At 49.5% G+C, this 17,781-nt stretch carries 17 protein-coding genes and 1 other annotated feature; of the genes, 16 read left to right on the forward strand and 1 reads right to left on the reverse strand.

Annotated features, from left to right (window positions below; all coding sequences use genetic code 11):
* The first annotated feature begins 145 nt into the window (after positions 1 to 145).
* The 16 genes from spoVAC (at position 146) to leuS (ending at position 16,871) form a co-directional block, all read left to right on the forward strand.
* On the forward strand, positions 146 to 655 hold the full coding sequence (gene spoVAC, locus K331_RS0100105; RefSeq protein ID WP_028588705.1) for a stage V sporulation protein AC: 510 nt from the start codon (positions 146 to 148) through the stop codon (positions 653 to 655).
* Positions 652 to 1,671: a stage V sporulation protein AD gene (spoVAD, locus tag K331_RS0100110; protein WP_028588706.1), complete on the forward strand. Its 1,020-nt coding sequence runs from the start codon at positions 652 to 654 to the stop codon at positions 1,669 to 1,671. The genes spoVAC and spoVAD overlap by 4 nt, the downstream gene beginning before the upstream one ends.
* A gap of 1 nt (position 1,672) precedes the next feature.
* Entirely contained in the window at positions 1,673 to 2,023 is a 351-nt protein-coding gene (gene spoVAE / locus K331_RS0100115; RefSeq protein WP_018887980.1) for a stage V sporulation protein AE, read from the forward strand.
* Between the two features lie 459 nt (positions 2,024 to 2,482).
* Positions 2,483 to 3,442, forward strand: coding sequence for an AAA family ATPase (locus K331_RS0100120; RefSeq protein ID WP_028588707.1), 960 nt, complete (start codon positions 2,483 to 2,485; stop codon positions 3,440 to 3,442).
* A 2-nt stretch (positions 3,443 to 3,444) separates the two neighbouring features.
* On the forward strand, positions 3,445 to 4,692 hold the full coding sequence (locus K331_RS0100125) for a DUF58 domain-containing protein (RefSeq protein ID WP_028588708.1): 1,248 nt from the start codon (positions 3,445 to 3,447) through the stop codon (positions 4,690 to 4,692).
* A complete protein-coding gene (locus K331_RS0100130) occupies positions 4,689 to 6,935 on the forward strand; it encodes a transglutaminase TgpA family protein (RefSeq protein ID WP_028588709.1) in 2,247 nt (748 codons plus the stop codon). Before K331_RS0100125 ends, K331_RS0100130 begins: the two co-directional genes overlap by 4 nt.
* A gap of 91 nt (positions 6,936 to 7,026) precedes the next feature.
* Entirely contained in the window at positions 7,027 to 7,554 is a 528-nt protein-coding gene (locus K331_RS0100135) for a YqeG family HAD IIIA-type phosphatase (protein WP_018887976.1), read from the forward strand.
* A complete protein-coding gene (gene yqeH / locus K331_RS0100140) occupies positions 7,551 to 8,678 on the forward strand; it encodes a ribosome biogenesis GTPase YqeH (protein WP_028588710.1) in 1,128 nt (375 codons plus the stop codon). The genes K331_RS0100135 and yqeH overlap by 4 nt, the downstream gene beginning before the upstream one ends.
* 131 nt (positions 8,679 to 8,809) lie before the next feature.
* Positions 8,810 to 9,685, forward strand: coding sequence for a shikimate dehydrogenase (gene aroE, locus K331_RS0100145; protein ID WP_156897598.1), 876 nt, complete (start codon positions 8,810 to 8,812; stop codon positions 9,683 to 9,685).
* A gap of 126 nt (positions 9,686 to 9,811) precedes the next feature.
* Entirely contained in the window at positions 9,812 to 10,105 is a 294-nt protein-coding gene (yhbY, locus tag K331_RS0100150) for a ribosome assembly RNA-binding protein YhbY (RefSeq protein WP_028588712.1), read from the forward strand.
* A gap of 141 nt (positions 10,106 to 10,246) precedes the next feature.
* A complete protein-coding gene (nadD, locus tag K331_RS0100155) occupies positions 10,247 to 10,837 on the forward strand; it encodes a nicotinate-nucleotide adenylyltransferase (RefSeq protein WP_028588713.1) in 591 nt (196 codons plus the stop codon).
* The gene (gene yqeK, locus K331_RS0100160; protein WP_028588714.1) at positions 10,821 to 11,414 is read left to right on the forward strand and encodes a bis(5'-nucleosyl)-tetraphosphatase (symmetrical) YqeK; all 594 of its coding nucleotides are present in this window, start codon (positions 10,821 to 10,823) and stop codon (positions 11,412 to 11,414) included. Before nadD ends, yqeK begins: the two co-directional genes overlap by 17 nt.
* 171 nt (positions 11,415 to 11,585) lie before the next feature.
* Positions 11,586 to 11,933: a ribosome silencing factor gene (gene rsfS / locus K331_RS0100165; protein WP_018887970.1), complete on the forward strand. Its 348-nt coding sequence runs from the start codon at positions 11,586 to 11,588 to the stop codon at positions 11,931 to 11,933.
* Entirely contained in the window at positions 11,930 to 12,841 is a 912-nt protein-coding gene (locus K331_RS0100170; protein ID WP_025680340.1) for a CvfB family protein, read from the forward strand. Before rsfS ends, K331_RS0100170 begins: the two co-directional genes overlap by 4 nt.
* 264 nt (positions 12,842 to 13,105) lie before the next feature.
* Positions 13,106 to 13,879 (forward strand): class I SAM-dependent DNA methyltransferase, encoded by a 774-nt coding sequence (locus K331_RS0100175; protein ID WP_028588715.1) that lies wholly within the window; start codon positions 13,106 to 13,108, stop codon positions 13,877 to 13,879.
* Between the two features lie 80 nt (positions 13,880 to 13,959).
* Positions 13,960 to 14,212: a binding site (T-box leader), on the forward strand.
* Between the two features lie 217 nt (positions 14,213 to 14,429).
* Positions 14,430 to 16,871: a leucine--tRNA ligase gene (gene leuS / locus K331_RS0100180; RefSeq protein WP_028588716.1), complete on the forward strand. Its 2,442-nt coding sequence runs from the start codon at positions 14,430 to 14,432 to the stop codon at positions 16,869 to 16,871.
* Here the strand turns inward: leuS and comER are convergent.
* Positions 16,852 to 17,697 (reverse strand): late competence protein ComER, encoded by an 846-nt coding sequence (gene comER / locus K331_RS0100185; protein WP_028588717.1) that lies wholly within the window; start codon positions 17,695 to 17,697, stop codon positions 16,852 to 16,854. The two genes, leuS and comER, sit on opposite strands and share 20 nt — an antisense overlap.
* Positions 17,698 to 17,781 lie beyond the last annotated feature (84 nt).

Below are 17,781 nucleotides of genomic sequence, written 5' to 3' on the forward strand. Positions count from 1 at the left end.
TAAATGTCCATGCTGAATCCGCTTGTCAGAAGTGGTGATCAGTACGAAATTACCAATCATAACAAGGCCTCCCTCGACAAATAATGAACATGGAGAAAGATTGTCCTTTAGTTCTTTATTTTAATACGATACAGGAGGTGCGGGGATGGCTGTGAAAACAGGGCGTTCCAATGCTGGACAACAGATCAAGCCGAAATTGACTCTTCACGAGGAAGAATATCAGCAACTTGCCAAGAAGCATGAGCCTTCCAGAAAGGTGCTGGTGAACTGCATCCGTGCTTTTTTAGTAGGTGGTTTTATTTGTCTTATCGGTCAGGTCATTCTCCGTGCTTTTATGGCCGGATTCGATATGACGGCCAAAGATGCAGGAAATCCAACCGTTGCAGTCTTGATTCTGATCTCCGTCATTTTGACCAGCATGGGGGTATATGACAAGTTCGCACAATGGGCGGGTGCAGGGACAGCCGTGCCTGTAACGGGCTTTGCCAACTCCATGTGTTCAGCAGCAATTGAGCATCGGTCAGAGGGTCTGGTGCTTGGTGTCGGTGCCAGTATGTTCAAGCTTGCGGGCTCCGTCATTGTATTCGGCGTGGTCGCTGCGTTCATCATTGGACTTGTCTATGCAGCTCTAGGTGTAGGAGGCAATCATTTATGAAAAGATTGGGTGAGCAGACCTGGAAATTCGAATCACGTCCGCGGATTGCGGGAAGCGCTACTGTAGTTGGCCCTGATGAAGGCGAGGGTCCCCTTGCCGCAGATTTCAGCTATGTGTATGACAACCTTGAGATTGATGAGAAAACTTGGGAAAAGGCTGAACGCCGCTTGCTGGAGCAAGCCGCACAGCTTGCTCTGGTCAACTCCAATCTGACCAAGGATGATATTCAGTTTTTTGTGGGCGGCGACTTGCTGAACCAGATTATTAGCAGTTCCTTTGCTGCACGTAAGCTTGGCATCCCTTACCTGGGCGTATTTGGTGCCTGCTCCACCTCGATGGAGAGCCTTGCTTTGGCTTCCCTTATTGTGGATTCAGGGGGCGCAGATTATGCCATCGCGGGTACTTCCAGTCACAACTGTACGGCAGAAAAGCAATTTCGCTATCCTACGGAATATGGCTCTCAGAAGCCGCCAACCGCACAATATACCGTTACTGGGGCAGGCTGTGCCGTCGTTGGTACAACCGGCAATGGTGCAATTGTTGACTGTGCGACCATAGGCAGGGTACAGGATATGGGAATTAAGGACCCGTTCAATATGGGAGGCGCTATGGCCCCAGCAGCAGCAGACACCATTCTTTCTCATTTTCGAGACACAGGAAGAAGTGTTCAGGATTATGATTTGATTGTGACTGGTGACCTCGCATCTGTGGGTCTTCCTATAATGAAGGAATTACTCAAGGATCATGGGATGGATACCGAAGCGACGGAATTTAACGACTGCGGGCTCATGATCTTTGATCGTGAGAAGCAGAAGCAAGTTATTGCGGGTGGAAGCGGCTGCGGCTGTGCAGCAGTAGTGACCTATGGGCATCTGCTCAAGCGCCTGCAGCGTGGGGAACTAAAGCGAGTGCTGGTTGTTGCTACAGGAGCACTCTTATCGCCACTTTCGTATCAGCAAGGAGACAGTATTCCATGTGTTGCACATGCTGTAGCTTTAGAAGCAGGAGGACAATAATATGCAATTTTTATGGGCTTTCTTAGTAGGCGGCGCGATCTGTGTCGTGGGGCAAATCTTAATTGATGTATTCAAGCTGACTCCTGCCCATACCATGAGTTCGCTTGTCGTTGCGGGGGCAGTAGCAGATGCAGTAGGCATTTATGATCCATTAATTAAGTTCGCAGGGGCTGGGGCAACCGTGCCCATTACCAGCTTCGGTAATCAACTCGTCCACGGAGCATTGACAGAGCTGGAGACACAAGGATGGATGGGGGTTATTACCGGCATCTTCAGCCTGACGAGTGCGGGTATCTCCTCTGCGATAATCTTTTCCTTTCTGGCAGCATTGGTCGTTCGGCCCAAAGGATAAAGCTGTATTAGCTGAACATAACATTTACATGTCGTATACATCGGTTTCTGCGGCGACCTGCAGATCAGGTCGTGAATTCAAAAGCCTCATCATCTAATAAGCGAATGCCGACATCCCGGAGCAGAGTTTCGGGGTGTTTTGCTGTTAGCTACACTGGGTATTGTACATAGATATGAGAAATTGATAGTTATAGAGAAAATCACAGGAATACTGGAAACTGGAAGCTGTGGCAAGTGTACTCTCGCTTCATGTTCATGTACAATAATGAATAGAAACTACTTTTAATAGAAGCTATATCGTAGATTCCAACATCTTAATGCACTTACTCATGAATTCAATGACTTCAATAAACTCAACAAACTCAATAAATTTAATGAATGCCCTTAATAGAATAGCAGTTGAATCGTTTACGTCCTGTGAACGGACTGCATGTTGATATTTTAGGAGGTACACGATTATATGCCCGTTCGCCAAGAATCTCTGCAGACGATCTCTGCAGTCCGTACGAATCTAGAATCATGCATACTAGGTAAATCTTTTGAAATACAGCTGCTCATGACCGCGATGCTTGCGGGAGGGCATGTACTCATCGAGGATGTGCCGGGTACTGGCAAAACTCAGATGATCAAAGCATTGGCAAAGTCCATGCGAGGCGATTACAGACGGATTCAGTGTAACCCCGACTTGTTGCCAAGTGATATTACAGGGGTATCCATTTTCCACCCCAAGGATGAGAAATTCTACTTCAGACCCGGTCCGGTCATGACGAATATTTTGCTTGCTGATGAGATTAACAGAGCCACAACCAAGACACAATCTGCCCTGCTGGAGGTTATGGAGGAACGGAGCGTCACTGTGGATGGCGAGACATATCTACTACCATCCCCGTTCATGCTGTGTGCCACCCAGAACCCGATTGACTTCGAAGGTACGTATATGCTTCCTGAAGCGCAGCTGGATCGATTCATGCTGAAGCTCAGTCTGGGCTACCCAGATGAAGAGACAGAGAGAAATCTACTGTTCAGCCATCAGCAAGGCCAGCCAGTGGACAAACTGGAGCCTGTAGCTAATATGGAGCAGATCGCAGCCATTCAGCGCGAGATTCGTGATGTCTATCTGAATGAGGATGTAGCATCCTATCTGCTGGGAGTGGTTCGTTCGACGCGTGAAAATTCAGCCGTACTGCTCGGGGCCAGCCCTCGCGCCGCCCTATCTTTTGTTATGGCTGTCAAGGCTTATGCCTTTTTGCAAGAGAGAGACTATGTGCTTCCTGACGATGTGAAGACCTTGGCTCCTTATGTGCTGGCACACCGCTTGCTGCTGCGCCCTGAGGCCCGCATGGATCACGCAAATTCGCAGGCTGTGCTGCATTCGATCCTGCGGCAGGTTGAGGTGCCCGTACAGCTGGAGAGATTGTGAACATGAGCACGGGTAAATTCAGTACCAAGCTACGTTATATTAACGCTAAAGTAGGTACTTTTATTCTGATCTGGGTGGTCTGCCTCCTCTATGTGTTGTTTCAAGGCGGCAAGACATCCTTTATGCTGCTGTCCATGATTACGTTGCTGGGCTTATATTTGTGGATTTCGGGGCTCAGTAGTGTAAGTCGTGCCACAGGCGTCCGGCGATTGTCCTCTGGAGAGGAATATGATGATCTGCTTCACGCGGGGGATCAGGTGCATGTCAGACACAATGTCAGCATCCCTGGATTTTTGCCGCTGCCTTATGTCATTGTCAGAGAGGTGCTGCACCGTCATACAGGCGAGACATGGTCTTTTGAGGAAAGTATTATTCCATCCATGAAAGGGGAGGGGCAGCTCTCCTATCAGACTCCGTCCTTGGAGCGGGGAAGGTATTCCTTTGCAGAGACCGAGATTGTCAGTGAGGATATATTTGGTCTCTTGGAGAATAAGGGACGTCTTAAGGTGCCGGGGGATTTCAGAGTCCTTCCCCGGACAGCGTTCATTCCCCACTGGGATCTGAACGACTACAAGACCAGACGGTCCGGCCAGCAATCCACCCACATTCGTACCCGCAGAGAGACGACTCAGATCAACGGAGTTCGTGATTATGTATATGGGGACCGCCTATCGCGTATTCACTGGAATGCAACAGCCCGAACGGGTAGCTGGAAATCCAAAGAATATGAGCACGAGACGATTCCGAAAACCATCGTAATTCTGGATCAACTGGCTACGCATTATGCTTCAAGAGATCAATTCGAGCTTGCTGTCTCCTACGCGGCTTCACTGCTGGATTATGGTGGTCGTGAGCGAATGCGTATTGGCTTGGGTGTGGCAGGTAACGAACTAAAGGTGTTCACGGCAAGTGAGAATATCAATGATATTCAGAAAATGATACAGCATCTCGTGGATGTCGACATGGAGGAGAATGGCGACCTGCAGATTGCCTTGGAAAAGCAGCTTCATCTGCTTCCATCCGGGTCGTATATGGTGCTGATTAGCCCTTGTACAGATGATCGGATATTGGAGCTGCTGCGTTGGGCAGACACACGCGGGATGATTCCCTGCTATGTACATGTTGGAGGCTCTCGTGCAACCTCATCTCAAGAGGAGTGGAAGGAATTATTACGCATGAGAGGCATTAAGGCTTATACAGTATCCTCTCTTGAAGAGTTACCTGCTGTGATGGGAGGAGGGGGACGATGAATAAATGGGTAAGACTGATGCTGTCGAATTGGTATCTGTCTTTTGCAATATTGTGGATTATGGTCATCTCCTTTCAGTGGCTGTCCTTTGCTTCTATATTATGGTTTGAGGAGACCACCACGATTGTCCTTAAGACGTTGATTGCTGTCGCAGTCATCAATATACTTCTTCCTTTCAGCTCCTGGTGGAAGCTGTTCCTGAAGGCAATTGCATTGCTATTTATCCTCTTCAGAACGTTAAGTGACTACTCCATTATGCTGAGTGACGGGAATGCCTTGGAGCAGGTTATATATTTTACAGGTATGGTCACCCCATACATCTGGTATGCGATGATTGCCTGGCTGCTACTTGAGCTCATTCCGATGCTAGTCACAAATAAGAAGCGTATTCTCGTTTTTATCGGTCTGAATATTGTTGCTCTGGGGGTACTGGATTCCTTCACACCCTTCGTGCTCTGGCAGGAAGTGGCCTGGATATTTTTTGCCGGCATGGGCTGGCTTGTGACCAAGCATTTTGAGCAATTTAGACAGCGTTACCCGCAGGGCTGGCGCAATTTGCGACGTTATCCGTTCAAGATTACCGCCAATATTGCGATAATTTTCTCGTTGGTCATTGTGGCTGGCGTTAATATGCCTGAGGTTCCTCCTTCATTAATGGATCCCTATACAGCCTGGAGAAATATGTCTGGTACAGGTACGGCAGGTGGGAATGGGGTGACGGGATCACCAGTACAGCAGATGAATTCGGAATCCGGATACAGCCGTCAGGACAATCGTCTAGGGGGCGGCTTTAATTTTGACTACTCACCTGTTATGACAGTCATCACCAATCAGCGCAGCTACTGGAGGGGAGAGAGCCGGAGAGTGTATACCGGTCTTGGCTGGGCAGACAATGCGGGTAGTCGGGCTGATTTTGAGGATGTTGCGGCTAACCAGGAGCTTGGACTTGGGGAGACTCCTTCGATCCAGACAGAGTCAGTCGTTCAGACAGTGATGATGCAGAATGAGAATTCCTATCCGGTGCTGTTCGGTGCCTTTGCCATTAACAGGGTCGAATCGGTAGACGGCACTACGAATACAGACTGGCTTAGCTGGAAAGAAGAACAAGGCGAGCTGCACTGGAATTCTCCACGTCGTACGAATCGTTACCCACGGACGTATACGTTGATCTCCCAGGTACCTGTTATTCCGGAGCGGGAGCTCCGCTCCAAGAGCTTTAGTGAGCTCTATGGCAATCGTGATCTTGAAGAATATTTGCAAATGCCCGGGAGCTTCCCCGACCGTGTAACCGAGCTGGCAGAGACCATTACCGAGTCAGCAGATACACCATATGAGAAGGTTGGTCTTCTGCAGCAATATTTGCAGCAAAACTACACGTACACGAACAATCCGGATCTGTCGCGTAGCAACAGTGAGGATTTTGTGGAAGGCTTTCTGTTCGATATTCGTGAAGGCTACTGCGATTATTTCTCGACCTCGATCGTTATGATGTCACGGTCCTTGGGGATTCCTGCCCGCTGGGTGAAGGGATATGCCCCAGGCCAGATTACCTTTAACGAGCAAGCTGCATCTGCGTCTCAAGAGGAGAATATGATCGCTTATTCTGTAACGAATGCAGATGCCCATTCCTGGGCAGAAGTCTATTTTGGTGAAGAGTATGGCTGGATACCAGTAGAAGCTACACCTGGGTTTGATATGCCGTTGCTGACGCAAAGTGAGGACTCACAGCCTGTTCAGGCACCAGAGCTGGAGGAAGAGGAGCAGGTTCAGGAGCCGCAGCAGGAGACACCTGCTAACCAAAACAATGAGACAAGCATTCCGCAAAGCATCGTTTGGGTGGCAGTTGCTGTGCTGGTATTATGGGCAGGGTACATTCTATGGCGCAACCGGATATTTATACATTTCTACATGCTTCATGTCCGGCTCGGACGTCCGCTGAATGCTGCCGAGAAAGTAGTAGTAGAGACGGAGCGATGGCTACGTTATATGAAGCGCAGAGGCTATGGACGCCAGCGTGGCGATACGCTGAGGGAAGCCGTCCATCGCTGGCAGTCTGAGTCAGCGGAGCTTACGGTTACGCTGAATAAGCTGCTGGAGCTGTTCGAGCAAGCCAGATACAGCCCCGCACAGGTGTCTGAAGACGATTGGCGCTTGGTGCGCGTATACGCAGCCCAGCTTCGGAAAGCAGGAAGACAGTCAGGTCCTCCTGGAAGCAATGCGCATCAAGCAGATGTGAATGGATAGCAAGTGAGGAGTCGCTTACGCTTCGTAAGCGGCTTTTTACTAAGCTCCCGTAATATGGTATAGTTTGTCGTATGAAGCTGAGGTGACCGAATTGTTTGAATTGTTCATGCCCAAATTGCGGGTAGATACAGTGTTTGACATTGATCTAGAGGGACTATACGCCCAAGGATACCGTGGTATTATCACGGATCTGGATAACACGCTTGTAGGAGCCAAAGCACCTAACGCAACTCCCGAGCTCATTGCATGGTTCGAGAAGGTGAAGAAGGCCGGCTTCAAGCTTATTATTGTGTCCAATAATAAATTGAATCGTGTATCACTATTTGCTACGCCACTGGATATCCAATTCATTCATGGCGCAAGAAAACCTACGAACAAGGCATTCCGCCAAGCGATGAAGCTGATGGAGCTAACACCTGAGCAGACCATTATGGTAGGCGATCAGATGATGACAGACGTGTTCGGCGGTAACCGCATGAAGCTGCACACTGTCCTCGTATTGCCTATTTCCGAACAGGATGAAGGCTGGACGACACGCATCAATCGGCGCTTGGAGCGGATTGCCCTGACACAGCTACGTAAGAAAGGGATTTGGCTTGAGGAGGAAAAGAATAAATGACAGAATCCAAGAGGGACAACGTTAAGCTGCGCTGTAGCGGCTGCGGAATTGCTTTGCAATCTGCAAGTCCCGAGCTTCCGGGTTATATTCCGGAGAAGACCATGGAGCGCGAGCCTGTAATCTGCCAGCGCTGCTTCCGTATCAAGAACTATAATGAGGCATCATCTGTGGCTGTGGACCAGGACGAATTCCTGAGTCTGCTTAGCAAGATTGGTGATAAGGATGCGCTAGTCGTTCACATCGTTGATTTGTTTGATTTTGAAGGTAGTCTGATCTCTGGTCTGCAACGCTTTGTAGGCAGTAATCCAGTTATTCTGGCAGTTAACAAAATTGATCTGCTGCCCAAGGTAACCAACTGGAACAAGGTGCGTAACTGGGTGCAAAAGCAAGCCAAGGAGCAGGGACTTCGCACCTCCGAGATTGTCTTGTGCAGCGCCAAGAAGAATCAGGGCTTCGAGCGTCTGCTTGAGGCTGTTGCCGAGCAGCGCGGTAATCGAGACGTGTATGTCGTAGGCGGAACGAATGTGGGTAAGTCCACCTTAATCAACCGATTGATTAAGGATTACAGTGATCTGGAGCAGGAGTTGACGACCTCACGCTATCCAGGCACAACCTTGGATATGGTTAACATTCCGCTGGATGATGGTCATTACATTATCGATACTCCAGGGATTGTGTATCCTTGGCGGTTCAGCGAGATTGTATCGAAGCGCGATCTGGGGGCTATTATGCCGGATAAGCCGCTTAAGCCTGCTGTGTATCAGCTTGATGCGGGACAGACGCTGTTCTATGGCGCGATGGCTCGTTTTGATTTCATTGAGGGTGTGCATCAATCGTTCACCTCGTATATCTCAGGTGCGTTGAAGATTCATCGGACGAAGCTGGAGCGAGCGGATGAGCTGTATGCTACCCATAAGGGTGAGATGCTATCTCCTCCCCATACGGCTGAATTGGCTGAGATGCCTGCTTGGACGAGACATGAATTCAGAGTACCTAAGGGTGCTGATGTAGACTTGTTCATCTCGGGATTGGGATGGATTAAGGTAAACGGCAGCAGCGGTGCTGTAGTGGCTATTCATGCGCCGCGAGGAATCCGTGTGCTGATGCGACCATCATTGATATAAGACGGTTCACAGTCATAGTTTAGCTGAGCAAGGCAAATGATGAAGACAAATGATGAAGATAAATGATCAGATAAATGATCAGGATAAATAAGCATTACAGAAATGATACTGGCAAAGCAGGGGGCTATGGTATGCAGAAAAGGGTTATGGAGTCGGGGCAGGAGCATCGTGTCCAGCTGGGTGTATTAGGAGATCCGATTGCACAGTCTCGCTCTCCGCTCATGCATCAGGCGGCCCTGGACGCTGCTGGCATACCGGGAGAATATATTGCTATTCATGTGACTCGGGAACATCTTGGTGATGTAATGCGTGACATACGGGTGCAAGGCTTCCGAGGCGTGAATGTAACGATCCCCCACAAGGTGGAGGTCATGAACTACCTGGACGAGCTGGATGAAGCAGCCAGACGGATTGGTGCTGTCAACACCGTGGTGAACGAGCAGGGACGCCTGAAGGGGTACAATACGGATGGAGTCGGCTACGTAAGATCATTGAAGGAAGAGGCCATAGCCCAGCTGTCGGGGCTGAAGATCATGATGCTCGGGGCTGGTGGTGCCGCCCGAGGTGTACTAGATGCTTTGGTTGCAGAGCAGCCGGATACCGTATATATTGTGAATCGGACCGTGGATAAAGCAGCGAGCCTCGCAGCAGAGTGGAACGGAGCTGTCAAGGTAGAGGGTTACGGATTAGAGGACGCTGAGCGGCTTGTCCGCAAGGTCGATGTTTTGATCAATACAACCTCTGTAGGCATGTATCCAGCTATAGACGAGCTACCCTTTCCGGCTGAATGGATTCCTGAGGGAATTGTGGTCAGTGATCTGATCTACAATCCGCTGGAGACGCGTTTGTTGCTGGAGAGCAAGAGGCGTGGCTGCAAGACGCATGGTGGTCTTGGGATGTTCATTTACCAAGGGGCGATTGCCTACGAGCATTGGCTCGGACAGACTCCGTCGATTCCTCATATGCGTGAGGCATTGCTACAATCTCTGGGCAACCAGACTGAGTGATAGCTAAAGTATTGTATGATCTACATGTACAAGGCTGTGCTTATATGTGTAAAAAGCTTAAATGAAAAGCAGTCTGTCCAGGGCAACTGTTGGAGGCAGACGAAGCTATGAAGGAGTACAATAATTATGTTAACTGGTAAACAAAAGCGATATCTGCGCTCTATGGCGCATCACCTTGATCCGATCTTTCAGGTCGGCAAAGGGGGAACCAACGAGCATCTTTTCCGCCATATCAATGATGCCATTGAGAAGCGGGAGCTGATGAAGATATCCATTCTGAATAACTGTCTGGATGATAAGCAGGATATCGCTCAGGAACTGGTCGAAGGCACAGGAGCAGAGCTCGTGCAGATCATCGGCGGGACGATTATTCTGTATAAGGAATCCCGTGATCACAAGGAGATCCAGCTTCCTAACTGAGTAATTTTGCATCAATCCCACGAGTTGTCCAATCAGCAATATGTAGCTCCAAATGAGTTCTTGTTCGTCTACCTATTGCCATAAGTGTGATAAATCGAATGATGCTAAATACTGAACTAGATGACAGACAAAGGTGATGCTATGAAAGTCGGTATAATGGGCGGGACGTTCGACCCGATTCATATCGGTCATATGCTGGCTGCTGAAGCGGCGAGAGATGGCTACGCACTAGATCAAATCTGGTTCATGCCCTCTCATATTCCACCGCACAAGCATGCAGCAGGGGCAACTGGTGAGCAACGTCTGGCTATGACACGGGAGGCTGTGGCCTGTAATTCTGCATTTGAGGTGCTGGATTTGGAGATTCGACGTGGAGGAGTAAGCTACACGATCGATACCATTCGGGCACTACAGGAGCTTCATCCTGACAAGGACTTCTATTTCATCATCGGAGCGGATATGGTGAATTATCTCGCGGCATGGGAGCAAATTGAGGAGCTGGCCTCCAGAATAACTTTTATCGGGCTCAGAAGACCCGGGTTTGAGCTGGCGCTGGATTCACTACCTCCCTTCTTGCATAACAAGGTTCTACTTGCCGATATGCCAGTCGTGGATATTTCCTCTACAGATATTCGGGAACGACTTGCGACAGGGCACTCCGTGCGTTATATGATCCCTGAATCCGTGTATGAATATATAAGGAAGGGGCGTATGTATGAATTACAGCCGTGAGAAGCTAATGGAGAAGGTCTCAGAGCAAATGCCCCAGAAGCGCTGGCAGCATACCCTTGGAGTTATGGAGACCTCTGTCCTGTTGGCCCGTCGTTATGGTGGAGATGCACAGAAGGCGGAGCTGGCAGCGATCCTGCATGACGTAGCCAAATACTGGCCAGTCAAGGACATGGAGGCTGTCATTATGGACAGTCCGGAGGCTGACCGGGAGCTATTGCAGCATGAGAAGCAGCTGTGGCATTCCGAGGTAGGCTATATCGTAGCCCGCCGTGACTATGGCGTAGAGGACTCCGAAGTGCTGAATGCCATACGTTGGCATACATCAGGCCGTGTTGGAATGAGCTTGCTGGACAAGATCGTCTGTCTGGCTGATTATATGGAGCCTGGTCGTGACTTTCCAGGTGTGGAACAGATTCGTGAGCTGGCTGAGCACAGTCTGGAGGAGGCTCTCGTAGCTGGACTGGATAGCACCATCTCACATCTTCTGCAGCAAGGGAAAGTTATCTATCCGCAGACGGTGCTGACCCGGAATGACCTACTGCTCCAGCTTAAGTCCGTTAAAGATCATAACGGATAATCAATGATAACTAATGGCTATCGAGTGTATTGAACGATAGTCCATGAATATGTGGATGTGTTCGTTTTCAAAGTAATATAAAAGAAAACTGTTGGCTGGATATATGATTCAGGCATCTAGGCGTTTAGGTATGAAGCAGTACATCAATAAATGATTATTGGAGGCGTGTGAATGGCAGTAGCAGCGGATCAAATCATGCAGCTTGCAGTAGCGGCGGCAGATGATAAGAAGGCAATGAATATCGTAGCACTGGATTTGCGTGGAATTTCGCTTGTAGCAGATTATTTTGTGATTTGCCACGGTAATTCTGACACTCAGGTGCAGGCGATTGTTACCGAGATTAAGAAGCAAGCGCAGCAAGCAGGAGGCGTAGTTAAGGGAATAGAAGGTATGGATTCAGCACGTTGGGTGTTGGTAGACCTTGGCGATGTCATCGTACATGTGTTCCACCGGGACGAACGCGAATATTATAATATTGAGCGGCTCTGGTCAGATGCCAAAGTCGTGGAGACCGTATGATGCTGACAGCTGGAACCTATGCCAATATTATGGTAGACCGTGAGGTCTCCCCTTATGGGTATTTTCTAAGCGTTGGTGCTCAGGACGTGCTCTTGCATTACACAGAGCTGACCCGCGAGATTGAGATTGGGGAGCGTCTGGACGTCTTTATTTTCTATGATACGGAAGATCGTATTGCAGCAACGATGAAAAAGCCTTACTTGACGTTAGGCGAGATGGCCAAGCTACAGGTGGCGGATATTCATCCGCGCCTGGGCTGCTTCCTGGAGATGGGCCTTGGACGCCAATTGTTACTGCCAATCCGTGAACTACCTGAGAACAAGGATCTTCATCCGAAGGTCGGTGATTATGTATTCGCGATTATGGAGCATGACAAACAGGGGCGTCTACGGGCAAAGCTAGCCGGTGAGCAAGAGCTGGCACCGCGGGCATTCCATGCCCCTCAGTCCTGGGTGAATACCTGGGTCGAAGCTACCGTGTACAAGCCATTACAGATGGGGACTTTTGTTCTGGTAGATGGTGGGGTGCTTGGATTCGGAGCCATTGGTATGATCCACTCCTCCGAACGGAGCCGCTTGCTTCGTCTTGGTGAGCAGGTCAAGGTACGGGTTACACACGTACGGGAGGATGGAAGAGTTAATCTGGCTATGGCTCCACGCAAGGAAATTGGCCGGGATGAAGACTCGGAACGCCTGCTTGCTTTCTTGAAGGAACGTCCAGGTGGCGGTATGCCGTATTCCGATATGACCCCTCCGGATATCATCAAGCAACGGTTTGGAATCAGTAAATCGGCGTTCAAGCGAGCGATCGGCAAGCTCATGAAAGAAGGCATCGTCGTTCAGGAGGAGAATTGGACTTACCTGAAGGACAGGCTGCCGAAGAAGGAAGGCAAAGGGCAGGATTCATAACTTACGGTTACGCAGTCACTGTCATACAGGAGATATAATATATTGTTTATTTTAGGCTCGATCTGAAATATCAGCTGTTGACATGAAGTGCGAATAATGTGCAGGCAGAGGAATGCTGTAGAATCAGCGGTTCATCCTGAAGCACCATTTGAACTTGACGGCGCTGATATGAGGATTGGGCCTTCCTTATGATGAATGCCAATAAAACGAAATGAAGCTCCCCAAGACAACAGCTTGGAGAGGGTATAGAAAGTGCGGTGTAATATGGCTTCATACCGAAAATTTGCCTATGTGTATGACGAATTAATGGAGGATATGCCTTATCCGGACTGGCTTCGTTTTGCTAGAGAGGCCTGGGGTCGATATGGAATGCCCCACACTGTGGCCGAACTCGGCTGCGGTACGGGTGCCATTACGATTCCCTTGGTCCACTCTGGCTTCGAGGTTGCGGGAATTGACTTGTCCTCAGATATGCTCGCCGTAGCTCGGCAGAAGATGGAGAACACCCCGCAAGGACAGCGTCTCTTCAGGCAAGGGAGTGTTCGCTGGCTGCAACAGGATATGCGGGATTGGACGCTTCCAGAATCAGTTGATACGGTAATATCCTTTTGCGATTGCCTGAACTATCTGCTGCAGGAGGATGATATTCGTGCTACCTTTGCCCGGACCTATGCTGGTCTCAAGGAAGGCGGCACATTCCTCTTTGACGTGCACCATCCCCGTACGTTCAGGCGTTATGATGAAGAGCAGCCCTTTGTGCTGGATGATAAATCCATTTCTTATATATGGACCTGTGAGTTGGAGGAGGCTACCTGCGAGATCGAGCATCATCTGAGCATTTTTGCCAGAACGGAAGACAAGCGCGGGGATCTGTACCAGCGGTTCGAGGAGATTCATCTACAGCGTGCCTATGATCCTGATTGGATGAAGAGTGCACTCCTGCAGGCAGGGTTCCGTGAAGTACATATGTATGCGGATTTCGAATGGAAGCAGCCGGATGAAGAGACGGCTCGTCTGTTCTTTGTTGCTGTAAAGTGATTGAATTGATTGACTTTATGGATACTTTTCAACTATAATAAGGCGAAAATTAGTGCTTCTAACGTAAGGCACTATAGCATAGGTAATCCATGATGAGGATTAGTAATTCACACTGAACATAGCAGAGAGTCGGCGTATGGTGCAAGTCGATTGTCAGTAATGAATGAACTCGCCTCGGAGATATACGGTCAACGCAGGCACAGATTTTCACTGTGCACAGTCAGTAAATCGTATCGGCGCACCGCCGTTATCAGGTGTAAAGGGAGCGAACAGCGAAGCACGCTGGACGCTAACTAGGGTGGTACCACGGGAATTCAACCTCTCGTCCCTAGCGCTGAACACGCTAGGGATGTAGAGGTTTTTTTTATAGATGATAGAGTATTTAAGGTTCCCAGTGGAGCTGAACCACTCGATCATCGAGAAAAATTTTCGCTAAATGAGGTCTGTCTTCAGGGAAAGTACGTCGGTAGACGTAATTTCTTCTGAATTTCAGTGAGTACGGCCTGTCATGCGACAAGAGTAAGTGTACATTGTTGGAGGAGGAAATAAGATGAGCGACACGACACAGCCGAAGCACGGCTATCAGCCACAGCAGCTTGAACCGAAATGGCAGACTTATTGGGAGGACAACCATACCTTCCGTACCGGAGAAGAGGCTGGTAAGCCTAAATTCTACGCACTGGATATGTTCCCGTATCCTTCAGGCGCAGGGCTTCATGTAGGCCATCCAGAAGGGTATACAGCTACAGATATAGTATCGAGATACAAGCGGATGAAGGGCTACAATGTACTTCACCCTATGGGTTGGGATGCCTTCGGTCTGCCTGCTGAGCAGCACGCACTGGATACTGGAGAGCATCCACGGGACATTACCGTGAAGAACATCAATAACTTCCGCCGTCAGATTAAGTCTCTGGGCTTCTCGTATGATTGGGATCGTGAGTTCAGTACGACGGACCCGGACTATTACAAATGGACACAATGGATCTTCATTCAGCTTTATAAGCGGGGCTTGGCCTATGTGGCTGAGGTTCCGGTGAACTGGTGTCCAGCCTTGGGCACGGTGTTGGCAAATGAAGAGGTTATCGACGGCAAGAGTGAGCGCGGAGGTCATCCGGTCATTCGTAAGCCGATGCGTCAGTGGATGTTGAAGATTACAGCATATGCTGAGCGACTGCTGGAGGATCTGGAGGAGCTTGATTGGTCCGAGAGCATCAAGGACATGCAGCGTAACTGGATCGGCAAGTCCACAGGAGCAGAGGTTACCTTTGCTATCGATGGACATGATGCACAGCTGACAGTATTTACGACTCGCCCGGATACACTTTTCGGCGCAAGCTATTGCGTATTGGCTCCAGAGCAGGAGCTTGTGGCGCAAATTACTACAGCGGAATACAAGGATGCGGTGCAGCAATACGTGGATAAGGCAGCGCACAAGAGTGATCTGGAACGTACGGATTTGGCCAAGGAGAAGACGGGTGTATTCACAGGAGCTTATGCTATTAACCCGGTTAACGGCAAGAAGCTCCCGATCTGGATTGCTGATTATGTACTGGCTGGCTATGGTACTGGGGCAATTATGGCTGTGCCTGGGCACGATACACGTGACTGGGAATTCGCTAAGCAGTTCAATCTCGATATTGTTGAAGTCGTGTCTGGCGGGGACATCACTCAGGAAGCCTATGCGGGCGATGGAGAGCATGTGAACTCAGAATTCCTGAATGGCATGAAGAACGAAGAAGCCATTGCAGCCATGATTGCTTGGCTGGAGGAGAAAGGCGTAGGAACTGGTAAAGTTACCTATCGTCTGCGTGACTGGCTGTTCAGCCGTCAACGTTATTGGGGAGAGCCGATTCCTGTGCTCCATCTTGAGGATGGATCAATGAAGACGGTACCTGAGGATCAGCTTCCACTTGTTCTGCCAGATGTGGAGCAGATCAAGCCGTCAGGAACGGGAGAATCTCCGCTGGCGAATGTGAAGGAATGGGTAGAGACTGTTGACCCAGAGACGGGTATGAAGGCACGCCGTGAGACGAACACTATGCCGCAATGGGCTGGAAGCTGTTGGTATTACCTGCGCTACATTGATCCACACAATGATAAGGAGCTTGTCTCCAAGGAGAAGCAGCGCGAATGGCTGCCTGTTGACTTGTATATTGGCGGTGCTGAGCACGCGGTCTTGCATTTGCTCTATGCCCGTTTTTGGCATAAGGTGCTGTATGATATCGGTGTGGTTGAGACGAAGGAGCCTTTCCATAAGCTCGTTAACCAGGGTATGATTCTGGGCGACAACAATGAGAAGATGAGTAAGTCCCGTGGAAATGTTATTAACCCTGATGATATTGTTAACGCCTACGGTGCGGATACATTACGTGTATATGAAATGTTTATGGGTCCGCTGGAAGCTACCAAGCCTTGGAATGAAAAGGGCGTAGAGGGAATCCATCGTTTCCTCTCTCGTGTATGGCGTCTGTTCATTACTGACGCTGGTGAGCTGAATGACAAGATTACTGACGAAGTCGGCAGTGATGAGTTCAGACGCACATGGCACAAGACTGTGAAGAAGGTTACGGAGGACATGGAGCATCTGCGCTTCAATACCGCCATCAGCCAGCTCATGATCTTTATCAATGATGCATACAAGGCTGAAACGTTGCCTCGTGCCGCGATGGAGAACTTCTTGCAGTTACTCTCCCCGCTGGCTCCACATATTGCTGAAGAGCTGTGGGAGCGCTTGGGGCATCAAGAGAGCATCACGTATGTGGCCTGGCCGCAGTATGATGCAGCCTGGGCTATTGACGCCGAGGTGGAGATTGTCATTCAGATCAACGGGAAAATTGTACAGCGTGCAACGGTCTCCAAGGAGCTGGATGCCAAGGGACTGGAGGAGCATGCCCTCTCACTGGAGTCCGTGACAGAGGCGCTTGCTGGTAAGACGATTCGCAAGATCATCGCGGTTCCAGCCAAGCTGGTTAATATCGTTGCTGGTTAATGGAACTGTCGCCGAATAGCGCATCAAGCTTCTGTACATCCTCATCATACTTCGCGTGAGTTGTCCGGGTCAGTTCAGGAAATACACTGTCCAGACTCATGCTGAGGACACGGAGCGCTTCCGCTGTAATGCCGCCAGGTACGGACACCCGTGCTTGCAGCTCAGCGGGAGTGAATCCCTCCTCTTGCAATAGCTTGCCTGTACCGATAAGCATCTCTCCAGCCAGTAGGCATAGTGTCTGTGAATCCACACCAGTTGCGTCTGTGGCTGCTTGAATCCATTCCTGTAGAAAGTAAGCAAGGAATGCAGGGCCGCAGCTGGCGAAATCAGAAGCGACACGGGTGTGCTGTTCTTGAATACGTACGGGTCTGCTGATGAAGGACATCAGCTTCTCGACGACAGCACAATCCTGTTCACTCATTCGCTCACCGTGTACACAGAGAGAGGATCCACTCCTGGTGAGATTTGTGATGCTGGGTATGATTTTGCTGATTTTGGCTGGAAGCTCCTTTTCAAGATGAACAAGCTGTAACGGACTTGTAATGGATATAACAATTTGTTCAGGAGATATGAGGTCCTTAATTTCATCCAGGACACATTTGTATTCAAGGGGCTTGACACATATAAATAATATATCGCTGAAGTCGGCTGTTTCACGGTTACTCCATGAGACATGAAGACCGTGATGGCGTTCAGCTAGTTCCAAGACTTTAGTCGTGGTGCGGCTGCTCGCCATGATTTGCTGCGGTGTGAGAGCACCCGCTGCTATAAAGGCGTCAATGAGCAGGCTTCCCATGCTTCCGGTCCCGATAAATCCCACTTTCATCGTTCAACGTCCTCCTTTCATACTGTAAAGGTGTAGGCATAGTCATTCTTCAGAGTATATGCATCCAGTCTTGGCCAACATGTC

Source organism: Paenibacillus massiliensis subsp. panacisoli DSM 21345 (assembly GCF_000426545.1).
Classification (GTDB): domain Bacteria; phylum Bacillota; class Bacilli; order Paenibacillales; family Paenibacillaceae; genus Paenibacillus; species Paenibacillus panacisoli.

Bases quoted from the DNA above. Each gene is read 5' to 3' on its own strand.
- spoVAC (WP_028588705.1), top strand. From the start codon at position 146: ATGGCTGTGAAAACAGGGCGTTCCAATGCTGGACAACAGATCAAGCCG.
- spoVAD (WP_028588706.1), top strand. From the start codon at position 652: ATGAAAAGATTGGGTGAGCAGACCTGGAAATTCGAATCACGTCCGCGG.
- spoVAE (WP_018887980.1), top strand. From the start codon at position 1,673: ATGCAATTTTTATGGGCTTTCTTAGTAGGCGGCGCGATCTGTGTCGTG.
- K331_RS0100120 (WP_028588707.1), top strand. From the start codon at position 2,483: ATGCCCGTTCGCCAAGAATCTCTGCAGACGATCTCTGCAGTCCGTACG.
- K331_RS0100125 (WP_028588708.1), top strand. From the start codon at position 3,445: ATGAGCACGGGTAAATTCAGTACCAAGCTACGTTATATTAACGCTAAA.
- K331_RS0100130 (WP_028588709.1), top strand. From the start codon at position 4,689: ATGAATAAATGGGTAAGACTGATGCTGTCGAATTGGTATCTGTCTTTT.
- yqeH (WP_028588710.1), top strand. From the start codon at position 7,551: ATGACAGAATCCAAGAGGGACAACGTTAAGCTGCGCTGTAGCGGCTGC.
- aroE (WP_156897598.1), top strand. From the start codon at position 8,810: ATGCAGAAAAGGGTTATGGAGTCGGGGCAGGAGCATCGTGTCCAGCTG.
- yhbY (WP_028588712.1), top strand. From the start codon at position 9,812: ATGTTAACTGGTAAACAAAAGCGATATCTGCGCTCTATGGCGCATCAC.
- nadD (WP_028588713.1), top strand. From the start codon at position 10,247: ATGAAAGTCGGTATAATGGGCGGGACGTTCGACCCGATTCATATCGGT.
- yqeK (WP_028588714.1), top strand. From the start codon at position 10,821: ATGAATTACAGCCGTGAGAAGCTAATGGAGAAGGTCTCAGAGCAAATG.
- rsfS (WP_018887970.1), top strand. From the start codon at position 11,586: ATGGCAGTAGCAGCGGATCAAATCATGCAGCTTGCAGTAGCGGCGGCA.
- K331_RS0100170 (WP_025680340.1), top strand. From the start codon at position 11,930: ATGATGCTGACAGCTGGAACCTATGCCAATATTATGGTAGACCGTGAG.
- K331_RS0100175 (WP_028588715.1), top strand. From the start codon at position 13,106: ATGGCTTCATACCGAAAATTTGCCTATGTGTATGACGAATTAATGGAG.
- leuS (WP_028588716.1), top strand. From the start codon at position 14,430: ATGAGCGACACGACACAGCCGAAGCACGGCTATCAGCCACAGCAGCTT.
- comER (WP_028588717.1), bottom strand. From the start codon at position 17,697: ATGAAAGTGGGATTTATCGGGACCGGAAGCATGGGAAGCCTGCTCATT.